Below are 13,753 nucleotides of genomic sequence, written 5' to 3'. Positions count from 1 at the left end.
ATAGTCTATTAATAGTCTTTCATCGCAGAATTATTCTGAATTATCTTAAAATAGGACAGTTTTAATAGGAAATAGTTATATTTGAGTTCGTTCTATTTAACCTTATAACTATGAAACAACCTGCTAAAAGACTTTCTTTCAGCCTATGGGTTATTTGCACCCTATTTACGACTCTCATCTATTCTAACGCCTCAGCTCAGCAAAAAAGAGTTTTAGTATTTTCTAAAACCAAGGGCTGGCGACACTCTAGTATTCCTTTTGGTAAGGAAGCCATTAAAAAACTTGGACAAGAGAATAATTTCGGCGTAGACATCTCAGAAAATTCGGATGATTTCAACGACCAAAATCTTAAAAAGTATAGCGCTGTTGTTTTCAACTCAACTACCGGAAACGTGCTGAATAACGAACAGCAAGCGGCCTTTGAAAGATACATTCAGGCCGGAGGTGGTTTTGTAGGCATCCACTCAGCGGCAGATACTGAATACGAATGGCCTTGGTACGGACAATTGGTAGGAGCTTATTTCGAAAGTCACCCGAATAACTCAAATGTAAGAAAAGCGACAGTTTTAGTGACAGATAAATCGCATATTTCCACAAGCCATTTGCCTGATAAATGGGAACGCACCGACGAATGGTATAATTATAAATCAATTTTCAGAGATATAAAACCATTGGCTTATCTCGACGAAAGCACTTATGATGGTGGCACGAACGGAGGAAATCACCCGATTGCCTGGTATCATGAGTTTGATGGAGGCCGGTCTTTCTTCACAGGCGGAGGTCATAATGATGATAGTTTTTCTGAGCCTTTATTCCTGAAACATTTGATGGGCGGAATAACCTATGCCATGGGTGATGGCAAACCGCTGGATTATTCAAAAGCCTACTCAGTAACGATGCCTGAAGAAAACAGATTTGAAAAAACGGTTCTGGTAAATGATTTGAATAACCCAATGGAATTGGCGGTGTCAAATAATGGGAAGGTATATATGACCGAACTAGCCGGAAACTTATCAGTATTTGATACCAAAACCAATAAATTCAAACTGATTCATCGTTTCCCGGTAGTGATGAAAGGTGGTACGGGTGTGATAGGCATTACACTTGATCCAGATTTTGATACTAATCGCTGGATGTATCTCTATTATACGCCACCGATTGAAGGAGAACCGATTTACTTCAATTTATCAAGATTCACCATTTCAGCGAATGATGTAATTGATTTAGCTTCGGAGAAAATATTATTAAAAGTGCCTGTGCAAATCAATAGTGGTTCGCATCACGGCGGCTCACTGGCTTTTGATAAAGACCGTAACCTGATTTTATCGACAGGTGATGGCACAACTCCTTTCCCATCTAATGGCTATGCACCGATTGACGAACGTAGCGACCCGCAATATTATCCGATGGATGCCCAGCGTTCGGCTGCCAATACCAATGATTTTAAAGGTAAAATCCTTCGTATTCATCCACAACCAGATGGTACTTATACTATACCTAAAGGAAACTTGTTTGAACCAGGGCAAGAAAATACCAAACCTGAAATCTATGCCATGGGTTGCCGGAATCCTTATAGAATTGCCATCAATCCTGAAACGGGCACTGTTTATTGGGGCGAAATCGGCCCTGATGCCGGAGAAGATAGCCCAAGAGGCCCAAGAGGATATGATGAATTTAATCAGGCAAAGAAATCTGGTAATTTTGGCTGGCCTTACTTTGTTGGGAACAATTACGCCTATGCCGAATGGGATTTTGAAACTGGCAAACCTGGCCCTAATTATGACCCCAAGAAACCTGTTAACAATTCGCCCAATAATACAGGACTGAAAGAATTGCCTCCTGCTACCCCGCCGATGATTTGGTATCCGTATGCTTTATCACCTGATTTTCCTGAATTAGCTACGGGTGGACGTAGTGCCATGGCAGGCCAGTTTTATACCTATAATGAGGCATCTACTGCCAAAAATAAAATCCCGAAATACTATGATGGCGCTTTATTCATATTTGACTGGATGCGTAACTGGATGCTGGCAACCAGATTTGATAAAAACGAAAACTACGTAAAAACAGAACCATTTATGCCAACCAAAGGCGATTTCAGACGCCCGATTGATCTGGCATTCAGTAAAGAAGGCATTATGTATGTATTAGAATACGGCTCGGTATACGGTGCTGATAATACTGATGCCCGTTTGGTGAAAATTGAATACAACTACGATAACAGAGCTCCGCAGGCGATGGCCAGTATTGTAGATACGGTTTTGGCAGCCAGAAAAAATAAAGAATCTTTTATTACTTCCGAAATCAGAGATGTGCCGCAATATAAAGAATGGGCGGGAAAAGCACCTTTAAGACTGCGCTTTTCGGGCAGGGGAGTAGATTTGGATTTTGATGATAAACTCACCTACGAGTGGTATATCAATGGCACTAAACTACCGGCAGACAAAGCGATGTATACGCATACCTTTGATAAAAACGGTAACTATAAAGTAGTATTCTTGGTGAAAGACGCTGCCGGAAAAACCGGGACAGATACAATGAATGTAAGGGTAGGGAATGCCGTTCCGGTAGTGGCTATCAATGCGAAGAAAAACAAAAGCTTCTATTGGGATAATGAGCCTTTTGAATATACCGTATCAATCAACGATGCAGAAGATAAGGTGATTAACGCCAAAAAGCGTAAAGTTGAATATAACTACTATCCAAACCCTTATCAACCTGTGAGTGGCACAAAATCAGATTCTAAAGTAGAGTTAGGTTCTTTGGGTAAAACATTGATAGAAGCCAGTGATTGTAAAGCTTGCCATACCATTGATAAAACATCGGTTGGGCCATCGTTCCTGGCAGTTTCTAAGAAATATGGTAGCGGAGATACCAAAACGATTAAAACTTTATCGAAGAAAATTATCGACGGCGGTGGTGGTAGCTGGGGTAGCACACACGTGATGAGTGCACACCCGCAATTATCTCCACAAGATGCCGACGAAATGGTGAAGTACATTCTGGCAATCAACGACCCCAACAAAAACTTCAAGCCTATCGGTGCCAATGGAATTCTACCGCTGAAAGAGCATTTAGAAAACAAAACTACCGGATACTATACCGTTAAAGCAACTTATACGGATAATGGTGTAGCAGGAGCCAAACCTGAAAAAGCAGAGGACATAACCCGCTTGCGCTACCATGAACTAAGAGCAATGGATTCGGACAGACACCCGGGTTTTGTATTCGATTGGGGTGAATTGCGTCAGGGAGCATCAAAGGCTTATCTGGTATTTAAGAACATAGATCTGACTAATATCAAAACCATTGCTTTTGAATATGCCTCACAAGATAAATCGGGGGTGATAGAAGTAAGAGAGAATTCGGTAGCTGGCCCTATTCTGGCCAAAGCAACATTTAGCCCGACAGAGGGTTGGGGCAAGATGAAATGGGTAGAAAGCAAACTGGATAAACCTGTGGATGGCTTCCGTGATTTGTATATCGTGGCAGTAAAACCAGACAAACCAAGCGATAACCTGATTAAGTTTAAAACCCTTAAATTTGATTAAGTTGAATTGTCGATTATTTGTATATTAATCACTAAATCGCTAATTCATTCAATCACTCATTAGTACAGAACATGATACGCCACTCAGTAGTATTTAAATTAAAGCACCCAATAGGCTCACAGGAGGAGAAATTATTCTTTGATGCCGTCAATAAACTGGCATCTATAGAAGGAGTAGAGAATTTTATAACCTATCGGCAGACAAGTGCGCATAATTCGTTTGATTATTGCTTGTTTATGGACTTTGCCAATAGAGATCTCTACGAAAAATACAATAAGCACCCAGAGCACGTGGCCTTTGTAGACCAATACTGGCTGGCCAATGTAGAAGGTTTTCTGGAGTTAGATTATGAGCCTCTTACCTGAAGCATAAAAAAAGCCCAAACCGAAGTTTGGGCTTTCTAATTTCTTCTTAAATTACAACACAACTACCGAGTTGTCTGATGTAAATTCGTTAGCCACATATTTGTCAGCAGCTTCATCGTTAATCCAGTTAGTACCATCCAATAAATAACGGAATTGGAATTCTGAACCGATAGGAAGTTCTACCGAAGCTTTATATTGACCATCTTTTTGTTTCTTCAACAAGGTAGCTGTTGAGTTCCAATCGTTGAACTCACCTACAAGGGCTACTTTCTTAGCTTCATTAACAACTTCTGAAGGTAGCGTGAACGTAACTTTACAAACTGATTTGGTTTTAGAAAATTGTTTTACAAGTGCCATTTTGTGCATTAGTTTGATTTTCGCTACAAAATTATATTATAAAAATCATAATTGTATGATTATCAATTGTTTATATTGAAAAATTCTTTAAAAAGTTATATAATATTCTTGAATGATAATATTTTGAGTATAAGAGAATAGTACTTTTTATAGCTGTGTATACAATCAGATATAAACAATGACTCAAAGAAAATAGCGGCTTGTGTTTTTCGTTTTGTTATTAAACGGCTGCGTTTTTTTTTGAAAATACCTTGATTTTGGGCATAGTTTTTGTAAATCATACATTGTTATGATAGTATCCCATCTTTAAATTTAGCTACCACGACAAAAAGATTTGTATGAATATAATTGGACTGATAAAAGACAAACTGACGGATTCGGTAATTGAAAAAGTTAGCAATTTCTTGGGAGAACACCCGGAAAATATCAGCCTTGCTTTAGACAAAGCCGTTCCTACAGTAATTGGGGGTATTATTCAGAATACTACTACGGAAGAGAGCGCTGGCAAAGTAATGGATGTGTTGAAAGACGGCGGACACACAGGCGAAATCCTTGACGATTTACCCAATCTATTAGGTAATTTCGATAAAACACAATTATTGATAACCATTGGTACCAATATCTTTAATCATTTTTTAGGTAATAAGAGTAATGGTATTGTTGAGACTATTTCTTCGTTGAGCAATATCCGTAAAACTTCGGCCTCGTCTCTGGTAGGTCTGGCAACACCTTTGGTTTTAGGAGCTTTAGGGAAAGTAATTGCGAGAGAAGGTATGGGGGTTTCAGGTTTGATTAAACTCTTAAATGAGCAAAGAGATCCGGTTTTGGCAGCATTGCCACCTGTTTTGATTAATAAACTGGTAACAAAAGACGAACCTGTCAATAAAAAAACAACAAAAGAACAGGCCAAAGAGAAGAAAAAGGAAAAAGAGAAAGATGCGAATCCGAACCCTAATACAGCTGGCGGAGGCCCTGCAGTCTGGATTCCGTGGGTATTATTGGCTTTAGTATTGATTGCCATTCTGTTTTATGTATTTAAATACAAAAAACAGCAGGATGCTCAGGCACAATCTTTGCCAGCGGTTGATTCGACAGCTACCATATTGCCCGATACTTTATCTTTTAATGTAGCACCGAAAGATACTTTAACGATTACAACGCCGGTAGAAAAGATAGAACCTAAACCTGCTGATACGAAAGTGCCAGACAAAAAGGCCGATTTACCCAAGATTGAAGAAAAGCCTTTAAATAACACAGATAATTCTTCAACAGCTACTGGCGAATCTATCAGTAATGCATTAAATAGCAGTACTACCTGGGTAGCATTGCCTAATCTTAATTTCAAAAAAGGTAGCGCAGAAATCAGTGGTAAAGGTGATGTGAATGATTTGGTGAAATTTTTGAAGAATAATTCAAAAGCGAAAATTACTATTGCCGGAGGTTCACAAAGCAGTGGCGGTACATTAGGTGAAGACCGAGCCTATGCCTTGCAGGGGCTTTTGATAGAAAAAGGGATTGGCGAAGGCCGGATTGAAGTACAATCAAAAACTGTAAATGAGATTAATGCCAAAGTAATAGTAAAAGTAAAAAAATAGTCTATCAGTATCTGCTGGTGATTGCTATTGTATAAGCCCACGATTTACTCGTGGGCATTTTTTATGCAGATAAGGCTTTCAATGCGTGTACAAACGTATCTAGTTCGGCAGTGGTCGTATAGATATTAGGGGTAATTCGGCAACCTTTAACAGTTGGAGAATCAATGGCAACTGTCCAGACTTTATATTTTTCCAATAATGTTTTGGCAAGGTCGCCAGGTTTCATGGTTGCAATTCCTACATTCGCAATTCCACAAGCACGATGGCTTTCAGCAGGCGTATTGACTACTACATTGGGTAGATTTCTCACCTGTTTTGTCCAGTATTCCTGTAAATATCTTAAACGGGCTTCTTTGCGGTCTCTGCCAATTTTCTCATAAAAATTGATGGCATCTGCAATGGTTAAATCTGTATGTACAGGATTCGTACCCGTATGATTCAGTTTTCTGATATCATCATCTTTATAGCCCATATCACCAAACATCTGCCAGAGTTTAGCAATTTTATCTTTTTTGACATATAATAGCCCGGCGCCTAATGGTACACTCAGCCATTTATGCAAACTGCTCCCATAATAATCACAACCTAAATCACTGATTTTATAATTAATATGAGCAAACGCATGCGCTCCATCTACCATCACTTCAACTCCTTTGCTATGAGCCATATCACATATCTTTTTGATAGGCAGAATATGCCCTGTGATGTTAATCATGTGGCATACCATCAATAGTCGGGTTTTCGGCGTGATGGCTTTTTCATAAACAGAAACTATTTCCTCATCCGACTTTGGATGATTAGGAACAGAGACTATCTTATTCACAATTCCATAGCGACGTGCCTGTAATTTAAACATATCCAACATAGCGCCATAATCCTGCTCAGCCATGATGGCCTCGTCTCCTGCTTTCCAGTCTATTCCGGCTATGACCGTATCTAATGACTCAGTCGTATTTCGCGTAACAATCAATTCCTCATGCGAACAACCTGCAATAGCAGCCAGTTTCATCCTGATTTCAGCCTTATCATCAAACTGCCTCGTACGCATATAATAAGACCCCTGAAAGTTAATATCCTGCACATGCCCGATAAAATTCTGCAAGGTTTCCTGCGGTGTAAAGCAATAATAACCATTTTCAAGATTTACATAATCTGGTTTGACTTTATACCCCCGACGAACCTCTGCCCAAAATTCTTCATTCTCTGCCACTTCTTCCGGTGTTTGCAATTGAACTTTGGCTAAAGCTTTGTCAAAACTCTTTCCAAATGCAGGAGCCGCTAAACCAGTAGCAGCAATGGTCTTAATAAACTGACGTTTGTTCATTGATGAGAATATTATTTATTTTTTTAATAATTCCCCTTTAGGGACGGTCCGACGCATCGGTTAGGGGCTGTGTTAGCGTCATAAAATACTTTCTTCTTTCTTCAGTCATCTTCTCAATACTATACCGAAGCGCTGTTCTGGGCATCTGGCTGATATTTTTCTCTAAAAACTTTTCTACCTGTTTCGCCTTTATTCCGCCCACTTCTTCTCTTTTCCAAATCTCCCGTAGCATCCAGCCCACGGCTTTATGAATTAAATCATGCTTGTGCGAAAGTAATATTTCTGCAATCCGGAAAGTGTCTTCATACTGATTTTTATTGATAAAATACCAACTGGCAATAATGGCTATACGTTGTGTCCAGAGATGATTGGTACGAGCCATATCGTACAGAATTTTCCGGTCTTTATCAAATAAATAATAGCCAACAATATCACGAGCCGAAGCATCAACCAAATCCCAGTTATTGATTTGTTTTGTATTCCTTAAATAAAAATCATAAATACTTTTTTGTGTCTCTCCCTTGGCTTTTTTCATCTGATTCACCAGAATCATCAATGCCGCCATACGGTATTCATGGATAGGGTCATTCAATAAGACCTGCAAATCCTCTAATAAAAGCGAGGGATATTTTTTGCAGATATTCCGTAGGTCTGGTGTAGATATACCTATAAACACATCACCTTCTCCGTATTGCCCTTTACCAGTTTTGAAAAACCAGGCTGATGCTTTAGCCCGTTCGGGTGTAGCAATGGCCTGTAATTCTGAAATGAGTTCGTTCATTGAAACGATTTAAGCTTTTTTTTGTTAAAGATAATAATAAGATAGCATACAAGGTGAGCCGGAATATTAATTCTTCGGCTTGTTTATAATAATTTTTCTGAAATGATAGGAGTAATCATTGGCACTAACCGTAATAATTCAGCTTCCCGGAAAGTAGGTTTATATTATCAGAAATTACTGGAGTCATTAGGCGCAAAAAGTCAGATTATAGATTTAGCAGAATTGCCTGAAGACTTTGCGTTCTCGGCGCTGTATCATAATTATGGTAAGAACGATTTGTTTAATGAGTTTCAGACTATTGTAGATACTACTCATAAATTTGTTTTTGTAGTACCCGAATACAATGGCTCCTTCCCCGGTGTTTTAAAGACTTTTCTGGACGGATTACGATACCCTGATAGTTTTCATTATAAAAAAGCGGCTTTAGTGGGAGTGTCTTCTGGTGTACAGGGTAATGTAGTCGGTTTAGGGCATCTGAATGATATTCTGAGCTATATGGAAACAGACGTCATGGGTCTTCGTATAAAATTAGGCAAAATCTGGGATCATTTTGATGGAGAGGATTTCAAGCCAAGAGACCCGAATGATGCTAAAGCCCAGCACGTTTGTAATATTTACAAGAAGTTTATGGAAAGACAAGCCAAAGAACTGATTGTCTTTTAAAATGATTTGACTGAGTCTTCGATCGTGCGGTCGAAGACTCAGTTAAGAAGATATATTTGCAAATTCTTACTTAAACTTTCGTATCATTTTCCACTCTCTACCGGGATTAATCGCGCGGAAAGTTTCCAGACATTTACGGTCTTGTAGGGTCACATAGCAGGTTTTGCCATCTTTGCCACCAAAACAGATATTAGAAGTAAGTTTGCCTTTCATTTTCACGGTCTGAATAATCTTCCCTTGTGGCGAGACAATATCTATAATACCTAGCCCGTGACGGGTGATGTATAGATTGCCCTCATCGTCACAACGCATACCATCCATGCCACCCTCTTCAAATTTTATGAGCAGGCGTTTGTTGGTTAATGTACCTTGTGGTGTAATATCAAAGGCCCAGACATTTTTCTGTACCGACTCATTTACATACAATACCTTTTCGTCAGGGCTTACATCGATTCCATTGGTGGTTCCCATATCTTTTACTAAGAGTTCTGCTTTGCCATCCTGACTTACTTTCCAGATTTGCCCTGTGTTTTCTTTCCAGTTCGGGTCACTGCAAAAGATAGTCCCGTTACTCATAATGGCCAGATCATTCGGTTGATTCATGGTTGGTACATGAGCCAATACGCTAACCTGTTTGGTTTTCAGGTCAACCTTCAGTACATTATGTTGCATGAAATCAGCCACAAAAAAGATATTCTTTGCGCCAAAACGAATCCCATTACCTACACTGCCATTAGGCAAAGTCAGAAAAACAGCTGTTTTACCATCAGGCGTGATTCTGGCAATAGTGCCATCCTTGCCTATATTTACAGCATAAATATTTCCGTCTTTATCAACCGATGGCCCTTCGCAATTATTAGTAAACTCTCCTTCTGTGGTCAGGTCGGAGGCAATAAAGATATTTTTTTGAGCAAAAATTGTAGTAGCATTCAGCAACGCTAATACAATCAGAATGAGCTTTTTCATGGCAGATTTTGATGTTTATATACCAACCAACAAACGTTCGGTATTATTATTTCTTGCAATCATCTTTACGGCGGGTATCCACAATGCCTACAATTTTCCAGCCTTTATCTGTTTTCATCATCGTAAATACATCTACACCGCAATGGTTAAATTTATCGTTTACATAAAATTCATAAGGTGTCCAGGCCATAGCCATGTCACCATCAATTTTAATATCATAAGCCGTTAATCTTTCATCCAATACTACACCTTCCTTCTTGGTGCCTACTGATTTCAACCAGTCAATAATCTGGTCTTCCTGTAGTTTCACCTCGCCATTTTTGTTTTTTCCTATTGATTTCAGGAAACAGGATGGGTATAATACTTGTCGGATAAGCGTAGTATCATTTTTGCGCATCCCATCAAAAACCTGATTGATGCTTGCCTTGATTTGCTCCTCGTTGGTTTGTGCAAAAGAAGAGACAGAGATTGCCAAGAATAGAATAGTAAATAGTTTTTTCATTGGTTTTTTAGTTTAATTGAATGAAATTATAAGAGATTAAGTATTTATACGCTATGATTCACGACTTTTTACGCTAAAAAACAACATTTATGCTGCTTACCTTTGATGCATAAATTTTTTTACCCAATAAAAAAACTTTATAGCCATGTCTTCTACAAAATTTAACGTCGTTCTTGAGAACATTGAGTTATCGAAAGAACAAACATCAGCCTTGCAAAAGGAAATCAATGCTGTCGTGTCTAAACACGTGGCTGCTATTGATCACTCGGCTGCCATCGGGAAAAAAGATATGTTAAGAATCAATCCCGAATGGCTGGGAATCTGGCTTCGCCGCTTCAAAGATTTTCGTGCCATTGAGTTATCTAAAACCTTTGACATCGCAAACCGTTAAGGCTGATGAAATCGCTTGACAAAGCCTGCCCCAGTGCCACTTGTGAAACTGGGGCGGCAGTCATTGGTATTGTCAATCAAGAGGGTTTTGTTAGTCTATTGCCTCAGAAAATTGATGTTACTGATGAATTTGTTGCCATTGCCCACCAAGGCAATACGCCCGAAAAACGTTTTAGATTTACTAATAAATGCGTGGAAAGTGGTTGTCGGCAATGGGATGGTGCACGTTGTTCAGTTATCGACAAGGTATTGCACATGAATGCCGATTTTGAGATTTTTGCTCATCTTCCCACTTGTAGTATCCGCTCCAACTGTCGATGGTATTATCAATCCGGCGGTAAAGCTTGTGCTGTCTGCCCTTTTATCATTACTGATAATATTGTGGCAGATGAGCAAGAGAGAATCAATATGACTGAAACGCAGGTATTAGTTGTTTAATCCTGTTTTTCAAATTTGGGTACTTTGCTATCATATTTCAGATAATTTCCCGCTACTGTTGCCGCGTTACCAAATCCACACTCAAAAGCTTCATCCTGATACACAATCGTAGCGCCTCCTTCGAAGAAGATGATTTTGAGTTTGCATTTGCCAAACTCATTGTTTTCATAAAGTGCCTGATTGCCGTTGAGTTTAAGTGTAGTTTTTTCAATAGTGGCCTGATTATAACTCGGCGCACCCCTGATAGACTGCATCTCAACAACAATTTTATCTTTACTTATCTGGTTTACGTATAAGCTCCCCGTTCCTGCTTCTTTTCCAAAACTATAATTATATGTTCCGGTGGTATTGATAGGGGCAGATTCAATTTTTATTTCCGAAGCCTTTTTTAAGCTAAAACTCATTTCTTTATCACTATTTGGTTTCGACCAGAAGCCTGTAATCTCATCGCCCTTCTTCGTGCCGTAATAGACACCTGTTACTTCTGTTTTAGAATCGAACTCATGCAATAATACGTTGCCATTTTCTAAAGAACCTACCACTTTAATCGCTTGCCCTACTCTTTTATAGACCAATGTTCCGTAGATAAGGTTATCATCGAAAGTAAGAGTCATTAAAATAGGAATTTTGTTATTGATTAATCCATCAAAAGTTTCTTTCGACAGAGAGTTTTGTGCAAAAGAAAAGGAACTAAAAAGAAAAAATGACAAAAGAAAAACGCTGAATATCCGCTTTATCATAGAAATAGTTTTTGCTTGGTGATGCAAGATAAGAAATTTATCTTTTCTTTGTAACAGTAAATAAACTCTATTCAAAATGAAAGCAAAACTTCGTTTCCTAACTATTACTTTTTTATTGATTTCTACCCTAAGCTTTGCCCAGAAAAACAAAAAAGGTGAAAAACTTTTCAATGGTAAAGACCTGACCGGATGGGTGGTGTATGGTACAGAAAAATGGTATGTTGAAGATGGTCTTCTGGTGTGTGAAAGTGGCCCGGATAAAGAATATGGTTACTTAGGTACAGAAAAGAAATTCAAGAATTTTGAGCTGACAGTGGATTTTAAACAAGAAGCAAACGGTAATAGTGGTATATTTTTTCACTCGAGTATCGCTGGTACAACTATTACAGGCTGGCAAGCTGAAGTAGCTCCTCCGGGACATAATTCAGGTGGAATTTATGAGTCTCATGGCCGTGGCTGGTTGATTAAACCAGATGCTGAAAAGGACAAAGCATTGAAAATGGGAGAGTGGAATACCATGGTTGTAAAAGTAGTTGACAATGTAGTAACTACTACTTTGAATGGTACTGAAATGATTAAACTGGATGACCCCAAAATTGGTGAAAGAGATGGCATTATTGCTCTACAAATTCATAGTGGAGGTGGAATCAAAGTAAGATGGAAAAACCTTGTTGTAAAAGAACTTTAAGCAATACCTGATAAAAATAGGTCGGATAAAACTATCCGACCTATTTTTATGATAATTACCTAATTATTAAATACCTAAACACTATGAAGCAAGAAAAAACTACCTTGCAGTATCTTTTCAGCCTTCCCGTAATTGTTGCTGCATTGGGTTATTTCGTTGATATTTATGACCTGCAATTGTTTGGCATTGTGCGTATCCAAAGTCTTCAAAGTCTTGGAGTGACTTCCAAGGAAGATATTTCTACTGTAGGCGCTACTATCATCAGCTATCAAATGATAGGACTTTTGATAGGAGGGATTTTATGGGGAGTTTTAGGCGATAAAAAAGGCCGGTTATCGGTGCTTTTTGGGTCAATAATTACCTATTCCCTGGCTAATATCGCTTGCGGGCTTATTCCGCATATCTCCTTTATTGATAAGGTAGAAGCCTATAAATGGCTACGCTTTATTGCAGGTGTTGGACTTGCCGGAGAATTGGGCGCTGGTATCACCCTAGTTTCTGAAGTTTTGCCAAAGCATTTACGTGCCATTGGTACCTCTCTGGTAGCAGGGATCGGTTTGTGTGGTGCGGTTGTCGCTACTTTCACTGTGAAACTTTCAGGTGACTGGACAATTGCGTATCTGATAGGTGGGGGATTAGGTGTTGCCCTTCTATTACTTCGAGTAGGTGTAATTGAGTCAGGCATTTATAAAGATGTAGTAGGGAAGAAGCACGTAGAAAGAGGGAATTTCTTCTCTTTCTTTACCAACTGGGAGCGCTTCGTAAAATATATGAAATGTATTGGAATCGGGTTGCCTACTTGGTTTTGTATCGGAATTCTTACCTATTTCAGCAATGAATTTGGTGAGGCAATGGGTATTACTGAGAAAGTTGACCCAGGTCTGGCTATTATGTGGGCATACGTAGGTATTTCGGTAGGCGATTTCTTTAGTGGATTCATCAGTCATTTATTTCATTCCCGCAAAAGAGCTATTGCGGCAATGATGTCGTTTGCCTTTGTAGGGGTATTATTTTTCTTGTTTTCAGGAAGCATTAAAAGTCCTAATATGCTCTATGCAGTTTGTTGCTGGCTAGGTTTAGGAACAGGATATTGGGCAATGTTTGTAACAGTAGGGGCTGAGCAATTTGGTACAAACCTGAGAGCTACAGCCGCTACTACGGTACCTAACATGGTGAGAGGTACGGTTGTAATCATGACTATGATCTACAAATTCTTTAAACCAGATCAGGGCATAATTATAGCCGGAGCAATTGTAGGGGCTATTTGTTTTGCTATCGGTTTTTATTCAACCTTGACTATTCCTGAAACACACGGAAAAGACTTGGATTTCTTGGAAGAATAGTTTTTGAAAATATGCTTTAATCCCGGTAAAGAGAGGCTTATCCCATCTTT

At 39.0% G+C, this 13,753-nt stretch carries 14 protein-coding genes; 8 read left to right on the top strand and 6 right to left on the bottom strand.

Annotated elements, in window-relative coordinates; genetic code table 11:
- Nucleotides 1–110 precede the first annotated feature (110 nt).
- Both ACYVFA_RS26190 and ACYVFA_RS26185 read left to right on the top strand, forming a co-directional pair.
- Nucleotides 111–3,551: a ThuA domain-containing protein gene (locus ACYVFA_RS26190; protein WP_460474824.1), complete on the top strand. Its 3,441-nt coding sequence runs from the start codon at nucleotides 111–113 to the stop codon at nucleotides 3,549–3,551.
- 71 nt (nucleotides 3,552–3,622) lie between these two features.
- A complete protein-coding gene (locus ACYVFA_RS26185) occupies nucleotides 3,623–3,916 on the top strand; it encodes a Dabb family protein (RefSeq protein WP_460474823.1) in 294 nt (97 codons plus the stop codon).
- Nucleotides 3,917–3,967: 51 nt separating this feature from the next.
- Here the strand turns inward: ACYVFA_RS26185 and ACYVFA_RS26180 are convergent, their stop codons facing one another.
- Complete coding sequence (locus tag ACYVFA_RS26180) at nucleotides 3,968–4,273, bottom strand: isoamylase early set domain-containing protein (protein WP_181840722.1); 306 nt, start codon at nucleotides 4,271–4,273, stop codon at nucleotides 3,968–3,970.
- A gap of 338 nt (nucleotides 4,274–4,611) precedes the next feature.
- Here ACYVFA_RS26180 and ACYVFA_RS26175 point away from each other — a divergent pair, with 338 nt between their 5' ends.
- Nucleotides 4,612–5,868, top strand: coding sequence for a DUF937 domain-containing protein (locus ACYVFA_RS26175; RefSeq protein WP_460474822.1), 1,257 nt, complete (start codon nucleotides 4,612–4,614; stop codon nucleotides 5,866–5,868).
- A 61-nt stretch (nucleotides 5,869–5,929) separates the two neighbouring features.
- Here ACYVFA_RS26175 and ACYVFA_RS26170 read toward each other — a convergent pair whose 3' ends face one another.
- Both ACYVFA_RS26170 and ACYVFA_RS26165 read right to left on the bottom strand, forming a co-directional pair.
- The gene (locus tag ACYVFA_RS26170) at nucleotides 5,930–7,192 is read right to left on the bottom strand and encodes an aminotransferase class V-fold PLP-dependent enzyme (RefSeq protein WP_460474821.1); all 1,263 of its coding nucleotides are present in this window, start codon (nucleotides 7,190–7,192) and stop codon (nucleotides 5,930–5,932) included.
- 37 nt (nucleotides 7,193–7,229) lie between these two features.
- On the bottom strand, nucleotides 7,230–7,973 hold the full coding sequence (locus ACYVFA_RS26165) for a DNA alkylation repair protein (protein ID WP_460474820.1): 744 nt from the start codon (nucleotides 7,971–7,973) through the stop codon (nucleotides 7,230–7,232).
- A gap of 102 nt (nucleotides 7,974–8,075) precedes the next feature.
- On the opposite strand from ACYVFA_RS26165, the gene ACYVFA_RS26160 reads away from it, so the two are divergent.
- Nucleotides 8,076–8,636, top strand: coding sequence for an NADPH-dependent FMN reductase (locus ACYVFA_RS26160; RefSeq protein WP_460474819.1), 561 nt, complete (start codon nucleotides 8,076–8,078; stop codon nucleotides 8,634–8,636).
- Nucleotides 8,637–8,702: 66 nt separating this feature from the next.
- Here the strand turns inward: ACYVFA_RS26160 and ACYVFA_RS26155 are convergent, their stop codons facing one another.
- Both ACYVFA_RS26155 and ACYVFA_RS26150 read right to left on the bottom strand, forming a co-directional pair.
- The gene (locus ACYVFA_RS26155) at nucleotides 8,703–9,602 is read right to left on the bottom strand and encodes an SMP-30/gluconolactonase/LRE family protein (protein WP_460474818.1); all 900 of its coding nucleotides are present in this window, start codon (nucleotides 9,600–9,602) and stop codon (nucleotides 8,703–8,705) included.
- Between the two features lie 46 nt (nucleotides 9,603–9,648).
- On the bottom strand, nucleotides 9,649–10,104 hold the full coding sequence (locus ACYVFA_RS26150; protein ID WP_460474817.1) for a nuclear transport factor 2 family protein: 456 nt from the start codon (nucleotides 10,102–10,104) through the stop codon (nucleotides 9,649–9,651).
- Nucleotides 10,105–10,249: 145 nt separating this feature from the next.
- On the opposite strand from ACYVFA_RS26150, the gene ACYVFA_RS26145 reads away from it, so the two are divergent.
- Nucleotides 10,250–10,495 (top strand): hypothetical protein, encoded by a 246-nt coding sequence (locus ACYVFA_RS26145; RefSeq protein WP_460474816.1) that lies wholly within the window; start codon nucleotides 10,250–10,252, stop codon nucleotides 10,493–10,495.
- 5 nt (nucleotides 10,496–10,500) lie between these two features.
- Entirely contained in the window at nucleotides 10,501–10,932 is a 432-nt protein-coding gene (locus tag ACYVFA_RS26140; protein WP_460474815.1) for a hypothetical protein, read from the top strand.
- Here the strand turns inward: ACYVFA_RS26140 and ACYVFA_RS26135 are convergent.
- The gene (locus tag ACYVFA_RS26135; protein ID WP_460474814.1) at nucleotides 10,929–11,546 is read right to left on the bottom strand and encodes a hypothetical protein; all 618 of its coding nucleotides are present in this window, start codon (nucleotides 11,544–11,546) and stop codon (nucleotides 10,929–10,931) included. The genes ACYVFA_RS26140 and ACYVFA_RS26135 overlap by 4 nt on opposite strands.
- Before the next feature lie 202 nt (nucleotides 11,547–11,748).
- On the opposite strand from ACYVFA_RS26135, the gene ACYVFA_RS26130 reads away from it, so the two are divergent.
- Nucleotides 11,749–12,360, top strand: a complete 612-nt coding sequence (locus tag ACYVFA_RS26130; RefSeq protein WP_460474813.1) for a 3-keto-disaccharide hydrolase — start codon at nucleotides 11,749–11,751, stop codon at nucleotides 12,358–12,360.
- An 83-nt stretch (nucleotides 12,361–12,443) separates the two neighbouring features.
- Nucleotides 12,444–13,703 carry an MFS transporter gene (locus ACYVFA_RS26125; RefSeq protein WP_460474812.1) on the top strand — a complete coding sequence of 420 codons (1,260 nt, stop codon included), beginning with the start codon at nucleotides 12,444–12,446 and terminating at the stop codon, nucleotides 13,701–13,703.
- The last annotated feature ends 50 nt before the right edge of the window (nucleotides 13,704–13,753 follow it).

Source organism: Emticicia fontis (assembly GCF_054779675.1).
Note: the sequence above shows the minus strand (reverse complement) of the source record. Positions and strands in the feature narration are given on the sequence as shown.